At 42.0% G+C, this 26,497-nt stretch carries 22 protein-coding genes and 1 tRNA gene; 11 read left to right on the top strand and 12 right to left on the bottom strand.

Annotated features, from left to right (window positions below):
• Nucleotides 1–12: 12 nt before the first annotated feature.
• Entirely contained in the window at nucleotides 13–579 is a 567-nt protein-coding gene (locus BP621_RS13890; RefSeq protein WP_292391000.1) for a hypothetical protein, read from the top strand.
• 457 nt (nucleotides 580–1,036) lie between these two features.
• Here BP621_RS13890 and BP621_RS13885 read toward each other — a convergent pair whose 3' ends face one another.
• The 8 genes from BP621_RS13885 to BP621_RS13850 form a co-directional block, all read right to left on the bottom strand.
• Nucleotides 1,037–2,299: a hypothetical protein gene (locus BP621_RS13885; RefSeq protein ID WP_292390998.1), complete on the bottom strand. Its 1,263-nt coding sequence runs from the start codon at nucleotides 2,297–2,299 to the stop codon at nucleotides 1,037–1,039.
• Nucleotides 2,300–3,331: 1,032 nt separating this feature from the next.
• Nucleotides 3,332–3,403 (bottom strand) — tRNA-Arg (locus BP621_RS13880).
• Between the two features lie 171 nt (nucleotides 3,404–3,574).
• Nucleotides 3,575–4,117: a nitroreductase family protein gene (locus tag BP621_RS13875; protein WP_292391072.1), complete on the bottom strand. Its 543-nt coding sequence runs from the start codon at nucleotides 4,115–4,117 to the stop codon at nucleotides 3,575–3,577.
• A 75-nt stretch (nucleotides 4,118–4,192) separates the two neighbouring features.
• Nucleotides 4,193–5,293: a ketol-acid reductoisomerase gene (gene ilvC / locus BP621_RS13870; protein ID WP_292390995.1), complete on the bottom strand. Its 1,101-nt coding sequence runs from the start codon at nucleotides 5,291–5,293 to the stop codon at nucleotides 4,193–4,195.
• 197 nt (nucleotides 5,294–5,490) lie between these two features.
• Entirely contained in the window at nucleotides 5,491–5,976 is a 486-nt protein-coding gene (gene ilvN / locus BP621_RS13865) for an acetolactate synthase small subunit (RefSeq protein ID WP_292390993.1), read from the bottom strand.
• Complete coding sequence (locus BP621_RS13860) at nucleotides 5,976–7,742, bottom strand: acetolactate synthase large subunit (RefSeq protein ID WP_292390990.1); 1,767 nt, start codon at nucleotides 7,740–7,742, stop codon at nucleotides 5,976–5,978. Before BP621_RS13860 ends, ilvN begins: the two co-directional genes overlap by 1 nt.
• 290 nt (nucleotides 7,743–8,032) lie before the next feature.
• On the bottom strand, nucleotides 8,033–9,505 hold the full coding sequence (locus BP621_RS13855) for a (R)-citramalate synthase (protein ID WP_422656675.1): 1,473 nt from the start codon (nucleotides 9,503–9,505) through the stop codon (nucleotides 8,033–8,035).
• A 476-nt stretch (nucleotides 9,506–9,981) separates the two neighbouring features.
• Entirely contained in the window at nucleotides 9,982–11,055 is a 1,074-nt protein-coding gene (locus BP621_RS13850) for a M42 family metallopeptidase (RefSeq protein WP_292390989.1), read from the bottom strand.
• Between the two features lie 413 nt (nucleotides 11,056–11,468).
• Between BP621_RS13850 and BP621_RS13845 the strand changes: the two genes are divergently transcribed.
• From BP621_RS13845 to BP621_RS13820, 6 genes are all read left to right on the top strand, one after another.
• Nucleotides 11,469–11,822: a prefoldin subunit beta gene (locus BP621_RS13845; RefSeq protein WP_292390987.1), complete on the top strand. Its 354-nt coding sequence runs from the start codon at nucleotides 11,469–11,471 to the stop codon at nucleotides 11,820–11,822.
• 137 nt (nucleotides 11,823–11,959) lie between these two features.
• Nucleotides 11,960–12,952 carry a DHH family phosphoesterase gene (locus BP621_RS13840; RefSeq protein WP_292390985.1) on the top strand — a complete coding sequence of 331 codons (993 nt, stop codon included), beginning with the start codon at nucleotides 11,960–11,962 and terminating at the stop codon, nucleotides 12,950–12,952.
• A 547-nt stretch (nucleotides 12,953–13,499) separates the two neighbouring features.
• On the top strand, nucleotides 13,500–14,804 hold the full coding sequence (locus tag BP621_RS13835; RefSeq protein WP_292390983.1) for a phenylacetate--CoA ligase family protein: 1,305 nt from the start codon (nucleotides 13,500–13,502) through the stop codon (nucleotides 14,802–14,804).
• Nucleotides 14,805–15,200: 396 nt separating this feature from the next.
• On the top strand, nucleotides 15,201–15,638 hold the full coding sequence (locus tag BP621_RS13830; RefSeq protein WP_292390981.1) for an ACT domain-containing protein: 438 nt from the start codon (nucleotides 15,201–15,203) through the stop codon (nucleotides 15,636–15,638).
• Nucleotides 15,639–15,905: 267 nt separating this feature from the next.
• Nucleotides 15,906–16,259, top strand: coding sequence for a DUF2103 domain-containing protein (locus BP621_RS13825; RefSeq protein ID WP_292391067.1), 354 nt, complete (start codon nucleotides 15,906–15,908; stop codon nucleotides 16,257–16,259).
• Nucleotides 16,260–16,282: 23 nt separating this feature from the next.
• Complete coding sequence (locus BP621_RS13820; RefSeq protein ID WP_292390978.1) at nucleotides 16,283–17,260, top strand: methanogenesis marker 12 protein; 978 nt, start codon at nucleotides 16,283–16,285, stop codon at nucleotides 17,258–17,260.
• A 39-nt stretch (nucleotides 17,261–17,299) separates the two neighbouring features.
• Here the strand turns inward: BP621_RS13820 and BP621_RS13815 are convergent, their stop codons facing one another.
• The 4 genes from BP621_RS13815 to BP621_RS13800 form a co-directional block, all read right to left on the bottom strand.
• Nucleotides 17,300–17,884, bottom strand: coding sequence for a TIGR00288 family NYN domain-containing protein (locus BP621_RS13815; protein ID WP_292391065.1), 585 nt, complete (start codon nucleotides 17,882–17,884; stop codon nucleotides 17,300–17,302).
• Nucleotides 17,885–18,302: 418 nt separating this feature from the next.
• Entirely contained in the window at nucleotides 18,303–18,725 is a 423-nt protein-coding gene (locus BP621_RS13810; protein WP_292390976.1) for a hypothetical protein, read from the bottom strand.
• Nucleotides 18,719–19,342, bottom strand: a complete 624-nt coding sequence (locus BP621_RS13805) for a rhomboid family intramembrane serine protease (protein WP_292390974.1) — start codon at nucleotides 19,340–19,342, stop codon at nucleotides 18,719–18,721. The genes BP621_RS13810 and BP621_RS13805 overlap by 7 nt, the downstream gene beginning before the upstream one ends.
• Nucleotides 19,332–19,502, bottom strand: coding sequence for a hypothetical protein (locus BP621_RS13800; RefSeq protein ID WP_292390972.1), 171 nt, complete (start codon nucleotides 19,500–19,502; stop codon nucleotides 19,332–19,334). The genes BP621_RS13805 and BP621_RS13800 overlap by 11 nt, the downstream gene beginning before the upstream one ends.
• Before the next feature lie 1,587 nt (nucleotides 19,503–21,089).
• On the opposite strand from BP621_RS13800, the gene cdhA reads away from it, so the two are divergent.
• Genes cdhA through BP621_RS13780 form a run of 4 tightly spaced genes read left to right on the top strand, consistent with a single transcriptional unit; the run spans nucleotide 21,090 to nucleotide 26,309 of the window.
• Nucleotides 21,090–23,516 (top strand): CO dehydrogenase/acetyl-CoA synthase complex subunit alpha, encoded by a 2,427-nt coding sequence (gene cdhA / locus BP621_RS13795; RefSeq protein WP_292390970.1) that lies wholly within the window; start codon nucleotides 21,090–21,092, stop codon nucleotides 23,514–23,516.
• Between the two features lie 2 nt (nucleotides 23,517–23,518).
• Entirely contained in the window at nucleotides 23,519–24,031 is a 513-nt protein-coding gene (gene cdhB, locus BP621_RS13790) for a CO dehydrogenase/acetyl-CoA synthase complex subunit epsilon (protein ID WP_292390968.1), read from the top strand.
• 25 nt (nucleotides 24,032–24,056) lie between these two features.
• Nucleotides 24,057–25,487 (top strand): CO dehydrogenase/CO-methylating acetyl-CoA synthase complex subunit beta, encoded by a 1,431-nt coding sequence (cdhC, locus tag BP621_RS13785; protein ID WP_292390966.1) that lies wholly within the window; start codon nucleotides 24,057–24,059, stop codon nucleotides 25,485–25,487.
• Between the two features lie 60 nt (nucleotides 25,488–25,547).
• Nucleotides 25,548–26,309, top strand: a complete 762-nt coding sequence (locus BP621_RS13780) for an AAA family ATPase (protein ID WP_292390963.1) — start codon at nucleotides 25,548–25,550, stop codon at nucleotides 26,307–26,309.
• The last annotated feature ends 188 nt before the right edge of the window (nucleotides 26,310–26,497 follow it).

Below are 26,497 nucleotides of genomic sequence, written 5' to 3'. Positions count from 1 at the left end.
CAAGGAATATATATGGATAAAAAATATTATTCAATAAATATAGGTTCTAATAATAATGCAAATAACAATAGTAATAATGAATCATCAATAAAGATTGGTTCCGAAAATAAGATTGATAAATCAGTAGTTGGAAATAATAATGAAGTTTCATTTACTAATAATGAAAATACCATCCATTATTATGGAACTCGGAAAAACAGTTTTTTACATAAAATGATTTCTGAATTATTAATAGGTTATTTTGGGAAAACTAAAGTTAGAAATGTGGGAATTGGATCTGTTATAGCTGGTACTATTTTAACACTTTCTTCTGGATACAATATTAATCTACATTTTTTCTTTTATTTTGGGGTTCTATTAATTTTCATTGGTTGTTTGTTTATATATGCGCTTTTTCATTCCAATACTACTACGTGTAAAAAGTGTAATAAAGAGTTTGCATATTATGAATATAAAAATCCAGATATCCAAGAAATAAAAGAATCAAAAAGAACTATAGAAACAACGACGACTTATTTAAAATGTAAATATTGCGGATATGAAGATAATATAACTAAGACAGAAGTATATTTAAGATAGTATACTAAAAGTTCTATATTGTGTTTCCATTGACAGTAAAAACGCCTATCGTTCTAAGTCGCTCTGAGACATTTTTAAAATAAGATGTAAAAGAACATATTCTAAAAGTCAAACAGTGAGCTTGAGAATACGCCCATGTTTTGACCTGTGAGTTCAGCAAGTTGAACGTGTATCAGCTTAACTAAGAAAAATAATAGTAACGATTAAGTGTATAGTTACTAATTTACTTATCTTTCTAGATAAAACGTTCCAACATCCAGAAGTTCAGAAATCTTTGAAATAAATCAAAAATTAATTAAAAATTTTCCAGTACTACTTTCAGAAGTATAATTATTCGATAAAATTGAAAAAAGAAACTTACTGGAGAATACTATACACCCTGGAAAAATAAGATTTACGGTCACTTAGCCGACTTTCTCTTTTTTAATTTCACTTTTGACTTTCCCCGTGTGGGATCTTATCCTGGGAGCTCCTCCAAATAGACGTCCAGGAAGCTCTCTACAAGCCTATAGTTTTCTTGCCCCCAGTATCCAATGGAGAGTGTAATTTCCTCATTGTAAGTACAAACTCCTAGCATAAACCCAGGTGGATACATGATAGGGCTTGTAATATACCCTTTTACTGTAAGCAACACTCCAAAGTTATATTCCTTCAAGATCCCAAAATTTGAGAGCAGTGGATACGTTAAGTTGTGTTTCCTACTTAGTACACCTGACTCTATTATCCACTTCTCCATAACAGGATAACCTTGCCCGTACTTGTATTCCAGTCCTTTTGCGCTCTCGATTCCTGGGTAATTATCTTTCAATTTTCTCATAAAAAAAACAATTCTTTCAAGGGTTTTCTCAAATACTTCTTCCTGTATTCTTTCAACGCCAAGATACAGTGCTCCTGAAAGATTGCATATTGCTTCCGCTTCATTATCTGGGCAATATCTTCGCAGGTCTATGGACACTTGGATAGTCATGGGTACTTTATACTCTGTATTGTTTATCTCAAAAAGCGTCCTATATAATGCAGTCAGGAGCAGGTCGTTTATAGTTGCTTTCTTATCGTGGGCATACTTTTTAATTTTAATGAATCGCTCCTTCGGGATATACCTGATGGAACGCATTGGTGAAACTCCGTCTTTTTGATGGAGCGTCCAGGTTGGTCTTGGACCACCCTTTGGTTCGATACTACTAAACTCTTTTATATGCTTAAAGACCTGACTTTGATCCCTTCTACCGCATAAATTCGGACTAATGGAATATCTCGGATCTTCACATAGCCTACTGTATACGTCAGACAATATCGATACATATTCCTTAAGCCCGCCGGCATCACAGGCAGAGTGACTTACTTTGATGCAGACTGTATCCGTCTCTTTCTCTCTGAAGATTCTTGATACTACTAGGGGATCCGTATCTGCATGCAAAGCCTCGTTAACAAACGTCATTATTCCCTGCTCCGGGGATGGGGTTTCAATCACGGAGCATATCATTATCTTTTCCAGATCATCTCTGCGTCCCCAATAAGGGTTGCCGCAGTTCTCGACAAACCTGGAGCCCAGCACAGGTTCCTGGTCTAACGTCAGACGCAGCGCTTTGGCAAAGGAAGTCTCATCAACTTGCCCGCTCAACTTTAGAACCATGCAAAGTTGCTGATCTGCGAACACCTTGCTTGAGACATGATTAAACGCATCTTGTGCTGTTAAGTTGAATATCTTTGGGATGTTCATATGATTCGTTCCAAAATCTAGTATTGCGATTCCGAAATAGGTTCATAAAACTTGATTCTTTAATAGATCCAAAGATCACGGATTTTTTCAGGAAATAAGGAATCTATTTTGGAATCGAAGCACTAGTACTGCGATTCCGAAGTAGGTTCATAAAACTTGACTTTTGAATAGATCCAAAGATCATGGATTATTCCAGAAAATAAGGAATTAATTTTGGAATCGAAGCACTAGTAATGAGAGTAGAAAATCATTACACAAGTTTATATTTTTACAACTATTTAATTACGCTACTATTATCCAGTTGTTTTCCTAAAATCACTTTAAAACCGTCTATTAGAGCAGTTATTGAAAACTACTACTTCTCAAGATAAAAGGAAAAATTCAGTTATTTTAAGGAAAATTACTGCATTTTTAAGTTTTTCTGGATTCCTTTCTCATTGCGTTTTTGTGTTTCCATAACAATAAAAAACGCCTATCATTCTAAGCCGTTTTTAGACATTTTTAATAAGATGTAAAAGGACATATTCTAAAAGTCAAACAGTGAGCCTGAGAATACGACCATGTTTTGACCTGTGAGTTCAGCAAGTTGAAAGTGTATCAGGTTAACTAAGAAAAATAATAGTAACTATTCAGTGTATAGTTACTAATTTACTTCTGTTTCTAGACAAAACGTTCCAACGTCCGGAAGTTCAGAAATATCTAAAATGCATCAAAAGTTTATTAAAAGTTTTCCAGCACTACTTTCAAGAGTATAATCAGAACGACGATCAAAAACAGAGTCCACAAAAGCGGCAAAAGTATACGCAGCAAAAAATACAGTATTATCGCTATGAGAATTAACTGAACTAAAGATATCCTTCTTCCAGCACGCAGGAAGCGACGATTTAATCCTCTAGCCATTAAATTGCATCTTCTAACTTATGTTCTATTTTATTTCAGGTCTTTGTTCTGTTTTTGTTTTAGATCTTATACTTTCTGTCTGGCAAAGAGTATAAAAAGTAAAACCATGCTTTAAACCCGAGTTTTAGTAAACAGGTCTGCTGGGAATCGAACCCAGGTTCGGAGCTCCGGAGGCTCCAGTGATATCCTCTACACTACAGACCTTCATGTGAAAAAGTTAATATCAGTTCGCTAAAAGATTAATCTATAATCAGTTAACTGGCTGGCTATAGTGCTAAATAGCTTATAAACTTAATCCTTAATTATATTAAAATATCCTTTAAACTATTTAAAAACCATTACAAGGAAACTTAGCCTGAAAATCTCAAGATAGGTTTATTCTTCCCATTTCTGGCCGTACTTCTCATCATATACTATTTCGGATAGAGCCCTACGTGTTGAAGTCCTTTCCTTTGGAACCGGTTCCCCAATTGCAAGAACTGCCATCAGCTCCAGTTCTGAAGGGCATCCCAGAATAGAATTGACCTTCTCTTTTTGATTCAGGATTTCTCCAAGCCAGACTCCGCCAAGGCCAAGTTCACAGCAGGTGAGGAGCATATTCTGGATTGCAGCCCCTATTGCCTCGAGATCTTTTGTCCTGTTGTAAGAAGTTTCATTATCCAGAAAAGTAGCAATAAGCAGAGGAGCTCCTGCCACGATACCTGAGTAATGCGTGCATTCCGATAGTTTCTGGATGGTCTCTCTATCCCGGATAACAATGAAACGCCAGGGCTGATTATTCAATCCGGAAGGAGCCCAGTGCCCTGAATTCAGGATTATGTTGATATCTTCCTTGCTGACGGGCTCGTCTGTAAACTCCCGGACGCTCCGTCTGCTAAGGATAGTGCTAATAACTTTGCTTTCTCCTGTTATTGGCATCATTTCCCCTCCGGATTGATTTTATACTTCCAGATTTATGAATTTTCTGTCTACAGGCTGTCAATTACTGTAGAATCAGTCATCGTCAATCTTCTTGTTGAGCCAGGGGATGTTTGCACGGATCTGCTTTCCGACGACCTCAAGCTGGTGTTCCTTTTCCTGGCGTTCCATGGCTTTGAGTACTGGATGGTTGACCATGCCTTCGAGCACAAATTCCTTGGCAAATTCGCCGTTCTGAATTCTTTCCAGGGCTTCATACATGGCTTCGCGGGACTCCTCGTTAATAACCCTGGGGCCGACGGTCATGCCTCCGTATTCTGCAGTGTTGGAAACGGAGTGCCACATTCTCTCAAGCCCACCTTCATAGATAAGATCAACAATGAGCTTGACTTCATGGCAGGTTTCAAAATAGGCCATCTCGGGCTGGTATCCTGCCTCAACAAGCACCTCAAAGGCGGTCTTTATGAGAGATGAGATTCCTCCGCAAAGGTCAACCTGTTCTCCAAAAAGATCGGTTTCGGTTTCCTCACGGAAAGTAGTCTCATAAACGCCTGCCCTGGTTGCACCGATCCCTTTGACATATGAAAGAGCAATGTCCCTGGCATTTCCGGTTGCGTCCTGATAGACTGCAATTAGAGCCGGGACTCCAATACCTTCGGTATATGTTCTTCTTACAATGTGACCAGGGCCCTTGGGAGCAGCCATGAAAACATCAACGTCTTTCGGGGGAACAATCTGGCTGTAGTGAATATTGAAGCCGTGTGCAAAAGCAAGCGCATTACCGGCTTCCAGATTTGGCGCGATTTCAGAATAATAAACCGATGCCTGATTTTCGTCCGGCAGGAGGACCATGATAACATCTGCAGCTTTTGCAGCTTCTGCCACAGTCATGACCTTCAGGCCGTCATTCTCGGCTTTTGCCCAGCTTGAACTGCTTTTTCTGAGCCCAACAACAACATTGAGCCCTGACTCATGGAGGTTACGGGCGTGAGCATGACCCTGGCTTCCATAGCCCATTATTGCGATAGTTTTGTCTTTAAGTGCATCAAAAGTAGTTTCGTTATCATAAATTATATTTGCCATATTTGATTCTCCTGATGAATTTTTCAGTTTTTGAGCAAAGCTCCTTATATTTTTTAGGGAAGCTATTATTAAATCTTTTTTAAATCTGTTCACTTCCCTGAGAATTAAGTCGCTTTAAGTTGATTCATGGAAAGTTGCTTTTTTTGGATAGGGCAGCTTTTGAAGTTTTAGCAGAGGCCTGAAACCTCAGGCTTACTTTTATTGAAGCTTCAAGGGGTTTAAAACGCTTTCGGCTGCCCCAATCTGTAAAAATAATCCAGCAGCTACCTTCCTTTACCTGCCCTTATTATTTAAACCTTCTTTGGGCCGCGAACCAGAGCAATCTTACCTGTCCGGACCATTTCCTTAATCCCGAACTGCCTGAGGAGTTTTTCTATTGCCTGAATTTTGGCTTCATCCCCGGTTACTTCGACAGTTATGGATTTAGGAGCTACATCCACTATCCTTGCCCTGAAAATATCCGCAATCTGGATAATTTCGGTTCTCGCACTCACGTCGGCTGCAACTTTAATGAGGGCGAGTTCCCTTTCTACAGCTTCGTCTCCTCCTATGTCCGAAACTTTGATCACATCAACTAGCTTGTTAAGCTGTTTTGTAACCTGTTCGAGCACATGGTCATCGCCATCAACTACTATAGTCATTCTGGAGGTTTTGGGGTCTTCAGTGACTCCAACAGCCAGGCTTTCAATATTGTATCCGCGTCTTGAGAAGAGCGAAGCTACCCTGGAGAGGACTCCAGACCTATTTTCCACAAGGACTGCCAGTGTGTGTTTCATTACTGCTCCTCCAAGTCGAGAATTCTATCAGCTTTTGCCGTACGCAGATCAGGCATAGCGCAGGGGGTGTCTGCATGTTCTTCCGTATCAAGGATTTCATTAATTGCAGCCCCTGCCGGTACCATAGGATAAACATTTGCCTCGCATTCAACAATCACTTCGACAACGGCAGGCCTACCCGAAGTGACAGCTTCTTCGATTGCAGGCCTTACTTCGGACGGTCTTTCCGCACGCAGTCCAAGGGCCCCGTAAGCCTCGGCAAGTTTAACGAAATCTACACTGCCCTTAATAAATGTGTGGGAATACCTTTTATCATAAAACAGTTCCTGCCACTGCCTGACCATACCCAGATAACCGTTATTAATGATCACAGAAACAACCGGAATGTCGTTCTGGACTGCAGTTGCAAGCTCCTGAGAGTTCATCTGGAAAGAGCCATCGCCTGCAATGTTGATAACCGTTTTATCCGGCTTGCCAACCTTTGCTCCTATGGCAGCAGGGAAACCGTAGCCCATCGTGCCAAGCCCGCCTGACGTAATGAAAGTGCGGGGATTTTTATACTTGAAGAACTGAGCAGCCCACATCTGGTGCTGCCCGACCTCAGTAACTATAATTGCGTCCTTGCAGGCCTCAGAGATTTGCTCGATGACAAACTGAGGCATTATAACATCAGATGACATCTGTTTATAGGTAAGTGGGTATTCCTTCTTCCACTGTTTTATCTTTTCAATCCATGCTTCGGATTTACAACGCTTGATATATTTATTCAGGGACTTGAGTACCTGTTTTGCATCTCCAACGATTGGGATCTGAACCTCTACGTTCTTTGAGATCTCTGCAGGGTCTACATCGATGTGGATAACCCTTGCGTTGGGGGCAAAGGATTCGAGTTTTCCGGTCACACGATCATCGAACCTTGCGCCCACGGCAATAATAAGATCGGATTCCTGAATTGCGTAATTCGCGTATTTGGTTCCGTGCATACCAAGCATCCCGACATGCAGAGGGTGTTCGGTTGGAATTGCACCAATTCCCAGAAGAGTAGTCGTAACCGGAGCGTTTATTGTCTCAGCTAGTTCTACAAGCTCTGCGCTGGCATTAGAACTTATCACGCCGCCACCTGCGTATATAATAGGCATGCAGGAATTTGCAATTTCCTCAGCGGCTCGTTTGATCTGCTGGGTGTTGCCTTTGTAAGTTGGCTTATATCCTCTAAGCTCTACTTTGTCAGGATAGTAAAAGTCGATCTCCGCATTCTGTACATCTTTTGGAAGGTCAATTAATACCGGGCCAGGCCTTCCGGTAGAAGCGATATGGAAGGCTTCTTTTACGATTCTCGGGAGTTCGTTTGCATCCTGTACAAGGTAGTTGTGCTTGGTAATGGGCTGGGTAATTCCCTTAATGTCGGCTTCCTGGAAAGCATCGTTACCTATCAGGAACGTCGGAACCTGTCCTGTTAAGGCTACAATAGGTACTGAGTCCATGTATGCGGTAGCAATCCCTGTTACCAGGTTGGTTGCTCCGGGACCTGAGGTGGAAACGCAGACCCCGGTCTTTCCAGTAGCGCGGGCGTACCCGTCTGCAGCATGAGCTGCTGCCTGTTCGTGGCGCACAAGTATATGGCGCAGATTCGAATCATAAAGTTCGTTATAGAAGGGAATAATCTGCCCTCCTGGATATCCGAAGATGGTGTCAACCTCTTCTTCTTCCAGGCACTTTATCAGAGCCCTTGCGCCATTAACTTTTTCTGTTGACCCGGTTGTCATTATTTAGCTCCTTTTTATTTATTGAAATGGTGATTTAACTGGGTACTCACCTGAAGATGAGCACATTTCCAGTAAGGGTGTGTTCATTAGAAATATTTATCTCTCACACTCGCAATTTCTCGTTATTAATTTTGCAGATATATCATAATCGATCATGTATATATGGATAAGGTTTTTTCCTGATCCAGAAACATCAGCAGTGTACGATTTCAAAAATTTTTCCAGCAGGAAAAAGAGAAGAGGATATAAGATCCCTCTTGAGAAATTTTTAAAACTCATTCTTTCTGAAATCACTCAGCTCGGATAAGGCGGTTCATGCCGTTCATTACAGCCTCTACGGAAGCCATTATAATGTCCGTCCTGGCTCCGCTTGCGGTAACTTCCTTTCCGTCTTTGGAAAGTTTTACCCTTACTTCAACAAGAGCATCGGTTCCGCCAGTGATCGAGTCTACATGATATTCTTCAAGGATAATATCTTCCGCGCAGGAACTTACAGCTCTCCGGATTGCGTTGATTACAGCATCTACAGGCCCGTTCCCGATTCCTGCCTGTACTATAGCTTTATCTTTTACGTTAAGTTTTATTGATGCCGTTGGAGTCACCCGGTTGCCGGACACAATGGTAAACTCTTCCAGTTTTACCAGAGGTTCCTTATAAATATCAAGTACGGTTTCTGCAATAGTGTGCAGGTCAGCATCAGTTACGTGTTTTCCCTGGTCACCCATCTGCTTGACCCGGTTGAAAATTTCTTCGGTCTGGGCGTCGTCAGCTACAAGCCCCATTTCCTTTAAGGCGAGGGTAATCGAGCTGCGTCCTGCATGTTTTCCAAGTACAATCTGGCGCTGCCTTCCAATATATTCGGGACTCATCGGCTCATAGGTCGCCTTATCTGCCAGAAGACCGTGGACGTGGATTCCTGCTTCGTGAGTGAATGCATTTCCACCTACAAGAGCTTTATTGGGTGATACAGGAACGCCTGTAAGCCGGCTTACAAGTCTCGAAATCCGGTAGATCATCTCGTGTTTGATACCTGTATCATATTTGTAGAGCCATTCCAGGCTCATTACCACTTCTTCAAGGGATGCGTTTCCAGCTCTTTCTCCTAACCCGTTTACAGTTACATGGGCCTGTTTTGCCCCTGCCGCTAGGGCAGCAACCGTGTTCGCAGTTGCAAAACCGAAATCGTTGTGGCAGTGAATGCTGATTGGGGCTTTCAGGGAAGAAGACAGGTCCCGGAAAATTTCGGTTGTCCTTTCAGGTACCAGAAGGCCTACAGTATCGCAGAAGCATAACCTGTCAGCACCCGCAGAGATTCCGTCGGCATAGATAGCCTTTAGAAACCCAGGGTCTGCACGCGAAGCATCTTCTCCGCTCAATTCCACAATCAGGCCGTGGTCTTTGGCATACTCCGTTACTTCAGATGCGATCTGCCGTACTGCATCCCGACCCTTTTTGATTTTCGTTCTTATATGAAGGTCCGAGACAGGTGCTACAAGGTGGATTGAGTCAACATCACATTCCAGAGCACGGTCAACATCGGACTTTACGATCCTGCAGTAGCTGCAAATCTCAGCATCAAGCCCTGCATTTGCAACAGCCTTGATAGACTCTCTTTCACCTTTGGAAGTGATTGCAGAACCAGCTTCTATTATCGAGATTCCCATCTCATCAAGCGCTCGGGCGATTAAGAGCTTCTTGTCCTTTGCCAGCGCAACGCCGGGTGTTTGTTCACCGTCTCTCAAAGTAGTATCCAGAAAGCGGATATTTTCGAATAATATAATCCCTCAGTCTTTGTTTTATTAAGATAGTTTCTTCGGCAATACAGGAAAATAATATCTATATAATACTTACAATTTTATAATATTATGTCCTATTTTGCAAGCTCCAATGTATTAATACAAATATTACATATATTTTTTCTCAGGAACCCGGCTTTTTCAGGAAGATTTCCTAGTTTACGCCGTGGCTCTCTGAAACTTTTCCTCAATAGGTATACCATAGTATTTTTAGTTTACAGTTAACAATGTATTCAACTTTAAAAAGAATAATCTCTTTCTAAAATCACTTATTCAAAAAATTAAAAAATAACAATAGCAAAGGTTAGGGTAAAAGAGAGAAAAGTAGAAGAAAAGAAGAAAAAGTCAGAAAAACATAACTGCAAGAGTTTTCCCGTAACATGCGGAGCAAAGTGTATGCGACTCTTGCATAAAATTACCTAGAATTTACTCTCAAGAGGATTTTAAAAATATTTGCCTACGTTCTCTATTGCTTTTACAATGAGGGAAACGCATGCTTCAATATCTGCCGTATCCAAAACCTCAACAGGGGAATGGATGTATCGGGTGGCTATGCTGACTGTACCTGTAGGGATACCTTCTCTTGTAAGGTGTATTGAGGTTGCATCGGTTGTTCCTCCCGAACCAACTCCAAGCTGATAGGGTATGTCATTATCAGCAGCAGTTTCTTTAAGCCACCTAAGAACTTGCGGATGAGCTATAAGGCCTCTTCCGGACGCATCGGCTACAGTGACTACAGGGCCTTTTCCTAGTTCCAGGGAAGAGTCGGTCTTATTTATACCCGGATGGTCTCCAGGGATAGTCGTATCAAGAGCAAGCGCAACGTTTGGACAAATTCCAAAAGCACAGGTTCTTGCTCCCTTCAGCCCTACCTCCTCCTGGACAGTACCTACTGCATAGACATTTGCTCCAATTTTGTGTTTGGAAAGCCGTTTCATGACCTCAATAAGGATTACAAGGCCTGCACGGTTGTCAAAGGCCTTTGAAGTTACCTTTCCGTTTGCCAGGGACACAAAGTTCCGGTCAATAGAAGCTGCCGTGCCTATCTCAATTCCAAGGTTCTCAGCATCTTCCCTGTCTTTTGCTCCTATATCGATGAACATATCGTCCAGCTTCACGGGTTTTTTCCTGTCTTCCTCTTTCATTACGTGAGGAGGCTTGGACCCGATGACTCCGGGAATTGAACCTTTTTTGCCGTGAAGTACAACTCTCTGGTTAAGAAGGGTCTGGTCAAACCATCCCCCGATCCCGACAAACCTGAGGAAGCCGTTATCATCAATATACCTGACCATGAGCCCGATTTCGTCCATATGGGCAGCCAGCATTATGGAAGGACCCTCTCCTTTTTTGAGAGTTATAAGGTTTCCCATGCAGTCTCTGCGCATGGTATCAACATAGGGTTCAAGTTCCTTTTCAAGGAGTTCCCGGATATCATCCTCAAAGCCTGAGATTCCATGGGCATTGGTGAATTTTTCAAGCAGAGATTTTATCTCTCTAAGGTTTACGCCTTTTTCCATTTTCGAATATCTCCTGCGTATTAATTAATTTAAAGTTCAAATTGATCTTAATGAGCCAATTATAATTTAATAAGGTTAATTATAATTATCCCCTTATTATTTCCCGTTATTCTCTGATTTTTACACTAATTCTTTGGCAAATAATTTTTTTACGATCTCTTTTTGATAAATGGCTTTTTATAACTATTCTTTCCCAGGCGATTTTCTCAAATCCTCAGTTTGGGAATAACTAAGTCATTTCCACTTCAGATCAATAAATATAATACTGTTATCTATGGATTAATCTGTTATTTAAGTTTCTGGCAGAAGGGCTCCAGATTCATTTAAGGCGGCGAAGAGAAATTTTTCGGAAGCTGTAAGGACAGAAACATTAAAATCCCTTCAGGTTTATTGAGGACTCAGGTGAAAATCATATGACTGCAGAATTACCTCCTCAAGTTCAGAACCAGATAGCACAGCTTCAGCAGATACAGCAGCAGATACAGGCTATGGCTATGCAAAAATCACAGATTGAAGCTATGCAAAAAGAGTCCAAAATGGCTCTTGACGAACTAGAAAGACTCACTGACGACGCAGTAGTCTATCGCAATGTAGGGGAGCTGGTAATAAAAACGAGCAAGGGAGAGTCCATTACAAAACTGAAAGATAGGGAAGAAACTCTCTCACTCAGGCTTCAGTCCATTTCCAGGCAGGAAGAAAGGCTCACATCTCGCTTTAAACAGCTTCAGGAGCAGATTCAGCAGGCCTTGGGCCCCAGAGCACAATAATTTTATTTTTCATTCCAGCATAAGGAATTTTAAATAAAGTATAGCTTTGTCAAAATTCATCCTAAGTCATGCGGAAATCTCGAAATTCTTGAATCCAAGGAAATCGATGCCTATAAAATATATTGCCAGAGTGGACAATGGAAGTTGATGAAGAGGAGTTTTTCAACCGGCTCCTTGACTATCGAAATATTTTATATTTGTGCCACCGGAATGCAGATCCGGACGCGGTTAGCAGTGCTTTTGCCCTTTCAGAGGCTATCGGAGGCACCGTCGGACTTGTGGATGGGTGCAACCGTGTAGCGTCTGTGCTTATAGAAAGACTTGCAATTGAGGTGGTGGATAATCCCAATCCTGCTGATTACGGTTTTGTCGTCGTGGTTGATACCTCCACAAAAGCGCAATTAAATGATCTGGAGCTTACCAGGTATTGCGTGATCGATCACCATACAACTACTGCTTTGACAGAAAATGCCGAATTCTACCTGCACAGAAACAGTACCTCTACCGTAGAAATAGTTTACAATATCTTAAAAGCAATGGGAGCACCTATTAACCGACGGGTGGGGATCGGGATGCTCACAGGAATCGTAACGGATACCGGGCATTTCAAACATGCATCGGCAGATACGTTCCGAACAGTGTCTAAAATTATAAAATGTAGCGGCGTTGAGTATGGTGAAGTGCTGGACCTTATGGCTGCTACCCCACAGGATATTTCCATGCGCATAGCTATCCTGAAAGCTGCAAGCCGCGTCGAGCTAGATAGAGTACAGGATATGTTGATAGCATCTTCCCATGTAAGTTCTTTCGGAGGTTCTGCATCTTCCATGCTCATTAATATCGGCGCAGATATTGCTTTTGTTGGCACAGCCAAAGGCGAAAGCGCCAGGATAAGTGCAAGAGCAAAACGTGATGCTGTAAGTGCCGGAGTTAATCTTGGCCAGCTGATGGAAGATATAAGTAACGAATATAACGGCACAGGAGGCGGCCATTCCGGAGCTGCAGGAATCGATGTGATCGGCGACATGAAAGAAGTGCTGGATAAATGCAGGGAAAGGACAAAGAAAATTCTTGAAGCTTCTCTCGGAGTAACGCCAAAAGAGATCTCTTTTAAGGATGATATCGAATAGCTTGAAAATAAGTAATCTTCTCAAAATAAAAACAGATTTCATTCTTCAGAATATAATAAAAAGGGATTTCATTCTTTAGAATATACTTCAAAAATCCCTTACCTCGTAGTATACTTGAAATCTCATTTTGCTTCATAAGTTACCGGAGTTCGGTAATTGAATCCTGTAATTATCAAATTTACCAGCTATTGGTAAACCTGCCGAGGTATTTCAAAACCCATATCGGCATACCTGAAAAATTTTTTCCATCTATGCAGTCAGGTTTATTTATAAAATCTTTTTTTCGGCCTAACAGCTAATATTTATATGAGAATCTAGCTTAATCTTCATATTAATCCAGCTGACCTTCATATTATATTTACGGGAGTATTTATCCGTTGGAAATAATAAATTCCGGAGCAAGAAGGCAACGTTAAGAAGTAAAGAGAAAACCGAGACTGAAGCATGACCTTAAAAGGGCATGAAACGAGTTATTCAAAATACAAGCTAGAGAATACAGGGCCTGACATCGAGAGCCCAGAACATAAGATATACAGAGTGTGAAAAAATGCCAGAATACTGGGATCCTGAGATAGAGACAATGCCTGTAGAGGATTTAAAAAAGCTACAGGAAGAAAAGTTGAAACAACTTGTACATTATGTGTATGAGCGCTCCCCATTCTATAAAAAAAAATTTGATGAACATGGGGTTAAGCCGGAAGACATCCAAACTCTTGAAGATATCAGGAAGTTACCTTTTACAGTTAAGCAGGATCTCAGAGACACCTATCCAACAGGTATGTTTTGCGTCCCGAATTCAAAACTCGCCCGTTTTCACGCTTCTTCAGGTACAACAGGCAAACCGATAGTTGTAGGGTATACCCAGAAGGATATTGATGAATGGGCAGAGTCCCTTGCAAGAGGATTTACTTCTGTTGGACTGGGGAAAAATGATATCCTTCAGGTAAGTTATGGCTATGGTCTTTTTACAGGTGGACTCGGTGCTCATTATGGAAGTGAGAAACTGGGCGCAACAGTACTTCCTACAAGCTCCGGGAATACTGAACGCCAGATTCAACTAATGAAAGATCTTGGCACGACTGCGATTGCCTGTACACCTTCTTACTTCCTTTATATAATCGAGACTGCAAGAAAACTAGGCATCAGCATAGAGAACGAAACAAAGTTAAAAATGGGATTTTTCGGGGCTGAACCTTGGTCTGAGGAACTCAAAAAACGTATAGAAGACGAATCAGGGATTAAAGCTTATGATATTTACGGAACTTCGGAAATGAGTGGTCCTCTCTTTACCGAATGCTCAGAACAGTGCGGAATTCATATCTGGGCAGACAAATTCCTTGTTGAGATTATTAATCCCGAAACAAATGAGCCTGTTCCTGATGGCGAGATTGGAGAACTCGTGATCACGACTCTTAATAAAGAAGCTCTTCCTCTAATTCGTTACAGAGTAAGGGACCTTACCCGAAAGCTTTCGGAGCCCTGCGTGTGCGGAAGAACCCATCCCAGGATTACACGCATAAGTGGGCGCTCGGATGATATGATTATCGTGCGCGGTATCAATGTATTCCCAGGACAGGTCGAATCGGTCCTCATGACGATTCCTGAAGTCGGAAACCATTTCATGATCATTGTAGACAGGATTGGGCCCCTTGACTCCATGAAAGTCCAGATCGAAATGAATGAGTCTGTCTTTAGCGATAAAATGTCAGATATGATGGCACTTGAAAGAAAGATTTCGAGTGCACTTAAAAGTGTACTGAATCTTGCAGCCGAGGTGGAGCTGGTTGAGCACGGCTCTCTGCCCCGCTCGGAAGGAAAATCAAAGAAAGTTATCGACAAGCGAAAGATTTGAAAGCTTCAAAGAGCGAAAACAAAACCTGCAAATATTACTGTCTTGCAGGTTTCACTTTTTTTGGGACGATCTCTCAAAGTTTTTTTATAATGCGGAACCAGATGTAAAGTAAAAGTTTTTATATGTAATATAAAATAACCAACGCAGAAATGATTTAGGCTTATAAACAGGAACAATATCAGTAAATAATACTCTAAAAAGGCAGTTAGTTGCTGAGCTGGCCATAACTGGTTATAAGCTTAAAGACTGTATGTAAGCTTAAAATATAATAGAGACTTATATTACTCTGACATATAGACTTATATTATACTCTGGTAGGATTAACAGAAGTAAGAGAGAACGAGAATAAACAGTATAAAGACATAGAACAAGCAATATAAGGACATGGGTGCTGGAATGGAAGATAAAATTATAAAGCAGATTTCCCTTTTTGCGGAAAATAAACCTGGCAGACTTGCAAATGTCGCAAATAAGTTGAAAAGCGCCGGCATAAATATCAGGGCGTTTACCATTGCCGAGTCAGGAGACTTCGGAATAATCCGCATGGTTGTGGACAGGTCCGATTATGCTCACAGTATACTCCATGATGCAGGGTTTACCGTTTCCGAAACCAATGTTCTGGGGATCGAAATGGATGATGTCCCTGGCAGCATGTCCCGTATTGCAGAAGTATTCGGAAAAGTCAAGATCAATATTGATTATGCATATGCCTTTGTCACCAGGGATCAGAAAGCCCTTTTAATAGTAAGGGTCAATGACATTGAAAAGGCAATTAAAACGCTTGAAGAAGAGAATATCAAGCTCATAAGCATGAAAGAACTTGAAAAGATCTGATTTTAACTAAAAAACGGATTTTTCCAAAAAGGTGTTTTTAGAGGAAAAACGAAACGATCCAGAACTCGGCAAATTCTGTGCCCGGGATTCTGGAAAGGCTTCTTTTTATAGCTTCTGGCTTCAGGGCAAAACCTTAATAAAAGGGCTTATAGCCTACAATACTTCCTTGAGATTCTAACCGGATAAATATGTGCATAATAAATATAAAAAAGAATAAATGGGATAAGGAAAAAGTTGGCAGGGTAACAGGTTACCGGTTTGACTACAATGAAGGAAAATAAAAGTAACTTACAGGAGAACGCACAAAGCTCCTCTAAAAATAAGCTTGGTGGAGTCCATACGACAATTATCGGGGGACGAGCTGGTAAGAAACTTGTAAAGCTTGTAAGCCAGCACCCTGAAGTAAAAAAGGTAATTCCAACCGTAATTTCCGTAAAAGGCATTGCAGGAGGAAGCCTCACCGGAAAGGTATTGCGTGCGGATGCGAGAGGGAATTTGAGGCTATTGCTCTCTGAAGGCAGGAGTTTTCAGGAAATAAGACTGGTAACAACAGTTGGTACCGCTGAAGAGGGAGATAGAATTATGGACGAACTGAACGAAATCTTAAAAACTGCCTTCTGAGGCGTTAAAGGAGAGACCAGTAATTGGGGTTTATAGGTATTGATCATGGCACAACTGCGATGCGTTTTGCTCTCATAGAAAGGGAAAATACCCTGACCTTTGAGCTTGAAAGGGCTGAGGCAGCGGCCATGTCCGAAAATGAGATTCTGACTTCGCTTGAGTCACATTTTGGAATTCGGCGTGAGACAATTGACCTTATCGCATTGACGTACTCGATGGGAGATGGTTTTTCCACAATTAAGGATGTAAGGAGCCTGGAAGGAAGAGGGCTTAGGAGTGTTGAAGGAGCAGGAAAAAAGACAGGTGGGGGCACAAGAGTTTTTGATGCCATCCGAAATTCGGGAGTTCCGGCAATAGCAATTCCTGGCCTTCATATGGAGAGCAAGGTGGATTCCAGAATGAAGGTATTTTCCCATCTTACAAGCCCTGAAAAGCTGGGAATTGCTTACCACATCCTGTGCCTTGGCTATAAGAACTTCGTGGTTTCCGATATAAGCTCAAATACTGTTACTCTTGCCGTTGCCGATGGGAAGGTAATTGGGGCAATCGATGCTTGTATATTCGCTCCGGGTGTTCATCACGGTCCTCTTGACTTGCAAGCTATCAGGGATGTAGACAAAGGATATTGCACTGCAAATCAGGCTTTTATAAACGCAGGAGCTTTGAAAATGACCCCCTATAAAGATAGGGAAGAACTACTCAGTGCAGCCAAAAAAGAAGAAAGTCCTGCTCTCTTGGCACTTGATACTATTGCGCTGTTTGCAGCCATGGAAATTGTTTCTATGCAGCTTCTTCTTAAAGACTATGAAACAGCAGGAGAAGTTTTTCTTGCGGGGTCTGTAGGCGAATTCGAATATGTGCAGAAAAAAATCCGTGCACATCTGGGGCAGGAATGCCAGTGTCTCGGAATGTGGCATGCCGCAATAGGCTGTGCTGAGATCGCACGGGATGTTTTTGCAGGAGAAAAAGAAATCCTCGGCGTAGGAGTCGATTATCCTTAAAAAAGTGAGAACGGAATATCAAAAAAGGACAGGCGTAAATCAGGTCTTTTCTACGGATTCTTCATATATGCTGTCCTGATATTCCGATGCATCAATTTTTCTTTCGCCTGGTCCCATTCCATCGGACTCATCATAACTGCTCATTCTGTCTTTCTTCATAAGAATAACATAGTCCGCAGAATTCTTGAGAGCTGTAGAAAAACCAGGTTCAACCCCAAAAATGATAGTCTCTTTTCCGTGTTCATTTGCTTTGTTTAACAGCGGCTTGAAGTCCGCGTCCCTTGTAACGATCGCAAGAGTGTCAATGTTAGGATTATATACTAGCTCCATGCCCTCTACCGCGAGGCGCACATCAACATCGCTCGAACAAATTATAGGCTCAAGCCCGTGATTTTCGATAGCTTCCACAAGCTTGTCAGAGGCGTACTGGTTAAGGAAAACGCGCCCGATTTTGATATTTCCATAGTCTTTCAGGACGTCCCTTATCTCCTCAAGATTTACATCAAATTCTTTTCTGAGGATATTCGGACCATCCACTAAAAGTCCTATTTTCCGCCTGCCAATTTCTTTTTTCGAGCGGAGGTATTTTGAGATTGAGTCAATTCCGCTTTTTACAGGTTTCATCATCAATGTCCTCTGTGATCTTGCGGTTCACGGAACCTGTTCCTTATTTGTTTGCGCCATATGACCATACAGCACTAACTCTGGGGGAAGCTACAATTCCAGCAGCCCTCCAATCTGCCGGTGCAGAGTTTAATGCTTCCGCGGTCAGCTTTTGAGGTTTAAAGTTCCGAATTTCTAAGATTTATATCTTGATACCGCAATTTTGCATTCAATCCGATGATACCTTATATCTGCTTTTCTGTAGTAAAACATTTGCATATTAAGGCAATCGGAGTTTGCAACTTTATCCTTCTATAAACATTTGGATTGAAAAACCAAGAATCTTCCTGCGAACAGGAAGGGACTCCGGCAGAACAAAAATTCCAATCTATAAAACGTATATTCAAAATGTAGTTCTATAAAACGTAGTAATTTATATTTATAAATTATCGGAAAAAGGTCCCTTTTTTACTTCCCGAATAACATATGGAGATTCCTTGAGCTCAAAAATGTTTTCCGTTTTTCGCCCTTTTTTACGCCTTAGATACTGGATCTCTCCTAGTCTCTCCAGAAAAGCCTCATAAATTTCCGTGAACTGCTCAAATTCCGGATCAGTAAGCTCTATTACCCCTTCCCTGCCCGCAAGCCAGTCATAGACGTGGAGAAGAGTAACTTCCCGTATCCTCTTCAGGTCTTCATCCTCAGGCGATTTTTCAAAGTACAGGGTCTTTCTTAACTCTGGAGACCAGGCTGCAAATAGCCTCTTGAAATTCAAGACCAGGATAGGGATTTTTTCTCCTGGATTGGGTCTCGGATGGTAGTATGTGCCCTCTAGAAGGTCATTCCCTTCCAGAGTTACCACCTGCCGATGTACCTGGATCTTAGAGCATTTTCCTGAATTTTCTTTATGCGGAAACCCATATAAAGACCGACAATGAGACCGCTGAGGTGGGCTGTATGGGCTATCGTGTCCGAGGAGTTAACCATCAGAAAATCAAAGAAAGCAAAAAGCACCAGGGCATGTTTTAACTTCATCGGGACGAAGTAAACATAGACACGGCTCTCTGGCTCAAGTATTGTAAGAGCGGCAAAGACCCCATAAATTGCACCGCTAGCACCAACCATCGGGCCAGGAGATATATTGAAAATTGGCTGGGTTAAAAAGGTATACCCTATTGCCGATAGGATTCCAGCAGTGAAAAAAATAGTGAGAAGCTGTCTGTTCCCTACCCGTTGCTCAAGTGCAGTTCCAAAGAAGTACAGGACGAGCATATTGAATAAAAGGTGAAATAAACCACTGTGCAGAAATATGTATGTAATAAGCGTCCACGGTCTTGTTACAAAATGGTTAGGGTCAAAATAAAGAGCGCTAAAATAGGCATTGCCTATGCCAGGAATTATTTCAAGGAAGAATGAAACTGTGCAAAGGGCAATGATTGCTATTGACGGACTTGCGAAAATAGAATCTTTACCTGTCACCTGTTCCGCCTCCAGGGATGTAAGTTGCATTAAGGTCAAACATATTTCCAATTACTCTCCGGTTTATATTTCCAATTACTCTCTGGTTAATATCGTATAAAACTGCCTTGAATTTGAAGTAATTAGAGAATTTGAGTCGGTTTGAGTACCTTACCTGCAACCCAGATAAAGCATCTCAGCTTAGAATGATATATTTCCATTGACTTGATTACTGATATTATATCATCTTCATTGGCTTGATAATTGAGATTTGCCTGCATAGCAACGTATAACATACCCTGCAAGCAATTATTTGTAAGCTTCGCAGTATACCAGATACACGTTGAATTCTGCTGTAATCGTTTAAATCCTCTACCTGCGTATAACTGTATCATTTAAGGGTTTGAAATAGCTGACTGAAGACAAGATAATGAATATACTAGGTTTGTAGAGTAAAACTCTTAATTCTGAAAATTTTATGAAATTAAATTGAGTGTCTACTTAAATGCTTTATACATAAGCCAGTAAATTTCCGGATATTCTGACTCAGGCGTTCACTTTATTTAATATTCTATTTTTCAAAGGTCTCATATTAACTGATCCAATTTTCCCTCGTTCCAAATCTTCGATGAAATAAATCATAGGACTTGCGCACTTGAGGAACAAAATCAAGTACGTCAAACACTGTGGATTAAAATCACATTTCAGACAGTTAACGGTTTAATGCTGTTGGTTTTTCAGTTCAACTGCGTAAGTCCTAAATTATAGGTTAAAGCTCATGAGAAGAGCAAAATCAATTCCTAAAGAGATATTCTAATTTGTTCAAGAATGGACCTGTTAAAAAGTGATCTTATTGGAAAATGGATAAATGTCATTTTTTATTTGAAAACGTTGTATTTTAATAAAAAAATATATCAATTAATATTCAATTGGAAATATCATATTTATGTGTTTCCTGCAAAAATACAAAAATAGTTTACGGCGTTTACTGTGTAAAGCCATATGACAATGCTAAGCCTATAAATAATTTTCCATTTATTTATCCCATATATATTTATAAAATTCAGGATATTCTTCAAATTTTATATCTCCAGCAAAGATAAGTTTTGTTTAAAGCTTAGCATCTCATTTGGTAACAAATATTTACACAATCAGTTATGTTTAATATGAATAAAAAGTGTGATTGTTATCAATTAATATCACTAAGAAATAAAACGCCAGTACTGTAATGACTTTTAGTGAAAAACCGGTATCTAAAGGCACTAACTTCTTTTTTGTATAATAAGTTCAAATAAATTTGTGAAGTCATCTGATTTGAATATTCACATTTTACCCATCTCGAAATGCGTGTTACAAATTAGAAAATATTATATAGATTTGGTACGTTAAGACATTTAATTAGTGTTTATTATCCATCGGTAGCGACCTCTGCTTAGGATTAAGGTCTCAATCGTTGGCAAAAACGGTTTTTTTGAAACAAAGGGCGTAAAAATGGTTGTGAAGAGAGATTAAGCCCTAAAAACGACTTTTATGTGGAAATATTTCCTCTAAAAACAACTTTAGCTGGAAAAACGCTGGTGAAATACTCGCTAATTGAAAAAAAAGTAGCTAATAGCATTTTACCAGAAGCACATTTATTTACACGGTTGTAACTTTAAGCAGACGGCAAGGAGTATACTATATAATCGTTAACAATATGCCGAAAAATTAAAAATTGCAATCGTCTTGGTAAAGTCGACTTTATACAAATTTAGGAGGTAAAGCTCAAATGAGCAAACTAACTACCGGGAGTTTTTCTATAGAAGATCTGGAATCCGTTCAGATCACTATTAATAATATTGTAGGAGCAGCAAAGGAGGCTGTTAAGCCAACAAAAGAGGCTGCTGAAGTAACGGGTCCAATGGGTCCAACTCCCTTCCCTTCAATTGCAACATTAAGGGACTGGAGTTTTACGCTGTTCGACCGCTATGAGCCTGTCTACACCCCAATGTGTGACCAGTGTTGTTACTGTACATTTGGACCGTGTAACCTGGAAGGGAACAAGAGAGGTGCTTGCGGTCTTGACATGAAAGGTCAAGCTGCAAGAGAGTTCTTCCTCCGCTGTCTCACAGGTTGTGCATGTCACAGTGCCCACGGCCGCCACCTGCTCAATCACCTTATTGACCTCTTTGGGGAAGACATGCCGATTAACATGGGTGCTTCAAATGTTATTGCCCCCAATATTCAGCTTGTTACAGGTCTGCAGCCGAAGACCCTTGGCGATCTCAAACCCGTAATGGAATATGTTGAAGAAGAGGTAGGCCAGCTACTTGCAACTGTACACGCAGGGCAGGAAGCAGCAGCAATTGACTATGATAATAAGGCCATGCTCGCTGGTGTTCTTGACCACGTAGGTATGGAAGTTTCCGATATCGCTCAGGTTACTGCACTCGGCTTCCCGAAGTCCGATCCTGAAGCCCCTCTTGTTGAAACCGGTATGGGAACAATCGATGCTTCAAAGCCAGTCATTATTGCCATTGGGCACAACGTTGCTGGTGTCACCTACATCATGGACTACATGGAAGGCAATGGCCTGACTGATAAGATGGAGATAGGAGGTCTCTGCTGTACCGCATTCGACATGACCAGGTACAAGAGAGAGGACAGAAAAGCCCCCTATGCAAAAATTGTCGGTACCATTTCAAAAGAGCTGAAGATCGTACGCTCTGGAATTCCTGATGTAATCGTTCTTGACGAACAGTGTGTAAGAGCTGACCTCGTTGAGGAAGGACAGAAGCTTAAGATCCCGATTATCGCATCCAATGAAAAGATCATGTATGGTCTGCCAGACAGGACCAATGATGATGTAGATGCAATCGTAGAAGACCTGGTAAGTGGCAAGATTCCTGGCTGCGTGATGCTTGATTTAGAAAAACTGGGAGAACTTGTACCCAAGGTCGCTCTAAAGATGGCTCCAATCCGCGAAGCCGAAGGGCTCTCAGCCATCCCCACAGACGAAGAGATGAAAGCTCTTGTTTCCAAGTGTGCAGAGTGTGGAGAATGTGCACTGGCATGCCCAGAAGAGCTGGAAATCCCTGCAGCAATTGCAGTGGCTAAGGGAGGAGATTATTCTGCTCTTGAAGAACTACACGACTACTGTGTAGGCTGCCGCAGGTGCGAGCAGGTCTGCAACAAGGAAATTCCAGTCCTAAGCTTGATCGAGAAGGCTGCCCAGAAGGCAATTGCTGAAGAGAAAGGCCTTGTAAGAGCCGGAAGAGGTCAGGTAAGCGATCCAGAAATCAGGGCAGAAGGCCTGAACCTGGTTATGGGTACAACCCCTGGTGTTATTGCAATTATTGGATGTTCCAACTTCCCTGCAGGTACCAAGGACGTATACAACATCGCAGAAGAATTCCTTAACAGGAACTACATCGTTGCAGTTTCCGGATGTTCTGCAATGGACATCGGTATGTACAAGGATGCTGACGGCAAAACGCTCTATGAGAGATTCCCCGGCAGATTCGAGAGAGGTAATATCTTTAACACCGGATCCTGCGTCTCAAACGCCCACATTTCGGCTACATGCCATAAGGTCGCTGCAATCTTTGCAAGCAGAAACCTTTCAGGCAACCTTGCCGAGATTGCAGACTATTCGCTCAACCGTATTGGTGCAGTAGGACTTGCATGGGGTGCCTACTCCCAGAAGGCAGCAGCTATCGGTACCGGATGTAACATGTATGGGATTCCTGCAGTACTCGGTCCCCACAGCGGTAAATACAGGAGAGCCTTGATCGCAAAGACCTACGACGACAGCAAATGGAAACTTTACGACAGCAGAAACGGTTCCGAAATGGCAATCCCGCCATCTCCAGAGTTCCTCATCACCACTGCAGAAACCTGGCAGGAAGCCTGTGTAATGCTGGCAAAGAACTGTATCCGTGTATCTGACAATAACATGGGCAGGTCCATTAAGTTGACCCACTGGATGGAGCTCAGTGAAAAGTACCTTGGTGTGTTACCCGAAGACTTGTACAAGTTTGTCAGGAATGAAGCTGATCTCCCACTCGCCAAGCGTGAAATGCTCCTGAAGATGCTTGAATCTGAGCATGGTTGGGAAATCGACTGGAAGAAGAAGAAGATCATTTCCGGCCCGAGTATTAAGTTCGATGTCTCTGCACAGCCGACTAACCTTAAGAGACTTTGCAAGGAGGCCTGAAGATGGTTGACACCACCAAGAACACCAAACTGTTTACCACCTATGGTGTAAAGACCTCAAAAACCGTCACTACGGAAGTTGCTTCTAAGCTTATTTCTAAGGCAAAGAGGCCACTTTTCGTAGTTGGAACAGGAGTCCTCAACCCTGAACTCCTGGATCGTGTAGTGAAGATTGCAAAAGCAAAGAACATCCCAATTGCAGCAACCGGTAGCTCAATGATTGGTTTTGTGGATAAGGGTGTCAATGCCAAGTACATCAATCTGCACGCGCTTGGCTTCTATCTGACAGATCCTAACTGGCCAGGATTTGATGGCAATGGTAACTATGACACAATCATACTCCTGGGCCACAAGAAGTACTACATCAACCAAGTACTGTCAGCAACTAAGAACTTCAGTGATGTAAGAGCAATTTCGATAGACAAGAGCTATATCCAGAATGCAACGATGTCCTTTGGAAACCTTAGCAAAGCCGACCACATCGCAGCACTGGATGAGGTAATTGACCTTTTATAAGTTTTAATTTAGGAGGCGAAATATAATGGCAGAATTCCCATTTGAGATTTCCCCAATGTTTGAAGGAGAAAGAGTAAGAAAAGAAGGAATGTTTGTTGAACTCGGTGGCCCGAAGTCCCTGGGTCTGGAACTTGTCCGTGCAATGGCCATGGACGAGATCGAAGATGACAAAGTTACGGTTATTGGCCCTAATCTTAAGGATATGGAGGAGGGAAAAACCTACCCCTGGGCAATGGTCTTCAACATCGGTGGAGAACTTATAGAGGCTGACCTTGAATCTGTCATCGAAAGGCGTATCCACGATTTCATCAACTACTGCCAGGGCATTATGCACCTGAACCAGAGATACGATGTCTGGATGAGAATCTCCAAGGATACAGCTGCAAAGATGGACTCCTTCGATTCTTTCGGAAAAGCTGTCATGATGCTCTTCAAGACCGAGCTTCCCTTTATTGAGAAGATGCAGGTGACCTTCTACACCGACCAGGCTGAAGTTGAGAAGAAGATGGTAGAAGCAAAGGAGATCTTCAAGATAAGAGATGCTAGGACAAAGAACCTTCATGACGAAGATGTTGATGTCTTCTATGGATGTACCCTCTGTCAGGCTTTTGCTCCAACCAACGTCTGCGTAGTTTCCCCTGACAGAGTCTCTCTTTGTGGTGCAATCAACTGGTTCGACGGCCGCGCAGCCGCAAAAGTAGACCCAGAAGGCCCTCAGTTTGCAATCGAGAAGGGTGAACTCCTCGATTCCAATACCGGTGAATATTCCGGTGTCAACGATATTGCTGTAAAGCTTTCAAGTGGCGAATTTAGCAAAATTAAACTCCACTCCTTCTTCGACTCCCCACACACCTCTTGTGGTTGCTTTGAAGTAGTCGGATTCTACATCCCTGAGGTTGACGGTATTGGCTGGGTTAGCAGAGAATACCAGGGAATGGCCCCGAACGGTCTTGGTTTCTCCACTATGGCCGGTCAGACAGGCGGTGGAAAGCAGATCGTAGGTTTCCTCGGTATCGGTGTCGCCTACTTCTATTCACCCAAGTTCATCCAGGCTGACGGCGGCTGGAACAGAGTTGTCTGGATCCCCTCCATGCTCAAGGAAAAGATTGCCGACACGATCCCTGCAGATATCATGGACAAGATCGCAACTGAGAATGATGCAACTGACATTGAATCCCTGAAGGCTTTCCTGCAGTCGAAGAACCACCCGGTCGTTGCTAGATGGGCAGCTGCGGAAGAAGAGGAAGAAGAGGAAGAAGAGGAAGAAGAGGAAGAAGCAGAGGAAGTAGCTGTTGCAGCAGCCCCAATGATGATGCCTGCAGCCGGCTTCCAGATGCCTGCAATGGCTTCAATGCCAATGATGCCTGCTGGTGGTAAAGCTGGTGGAGTTAAGATCACCTTCAAGAAGGCAAAGATCACCATTGAAAAAATGACTATCAGAGAGAAGAAGGAATAAACGTAGTTGGGTGACGATATATAATCATCTAATACGAAAAACAATTCAACGGGGTATTCTGTGACAAAAGTAATTGCAATAACGGGAAAAGGTGGGACTGGTAAAACAGCGGTAGCGGCTCTTCTGATCCGCTCCCTTTCCAAAAAAGGTAAGTTTCTATTGGCAGTTGATGCAGATGCAGACACTAACCTTCCTGAGACTCTTGGCTGTGAGAACGTAAAAACAATCGGAGATGCAAAAGAGTATTTACAGGCCGAAATCACCAAACCAAGGCCTGACAACCCCGATATGAATAAAGAGGCCGTACTCAAAAGCAAGATTTATGAGATCATTGAAGAAATGCCGGGCTATGATCTCCTGGTCATGGGCCGACCCGAAGGTTCAGGCTGTTATTGTTATGTAAACAATCTCCTCCGGGGCATCATGGATAAACTGATCATTAATTATGATGTAGTTATCATTGACGCAGAGGCTGGGCTTGAGCATTTCAGCCGGAAAATTATCCGGGACATAGATGATCTTATTGTCGTAACAGACGCCTCTCGAAGGGGATTTAGGACTGCTGAAAGAATTCACGAACTCGTGGATGAACTGGACTCAAATATTGGTCAGATTCACGTTATTGCAAACAAGGTTACAGATGCTAACCGCGAAAAGCTTGTCAAACTGGCAGAGGATCTGAAACTCAACATGATAGGTATGATCCCACTCGATCCGAAAATTGAGGAAATGGATATAAAAGGCATACCTCTCTTCGAAATCTCGGATGACTCGATTGCTGCAGTAGAAATCGAAAGTATCGTACAAAAGCTGGGATTCTAACCTCAGTTTTTTTGAACTTGTAAGATTGCAGAAAACAGTGCTGAGAAGAGAAAAAGACCCTCTTGCCCGTTTTATGGGCTTGAACCGACATTCAAAATCATATGAAATAACGGAGCAGGGTTTACTTCTATTTCTTTCCATATAAGGAAAGAATCTGGAAGTAAAATCTGTATTTTACCTTTATTTAT

Source organism: Methanosarcina sp. UBA5 (assembly GCF_002505485.1).
Taxonomy (GTDB): Archaea; Halobacteriota; Methanosarcinia; order Methanosarcinales; family Methanosarcinaceae; genus Methanosarcina.
The sequence above is the reverse complement of the archived record's forward strand: the minus strand, read 5'-3'. Positions and strand labels throughout refer to the sequence as shown.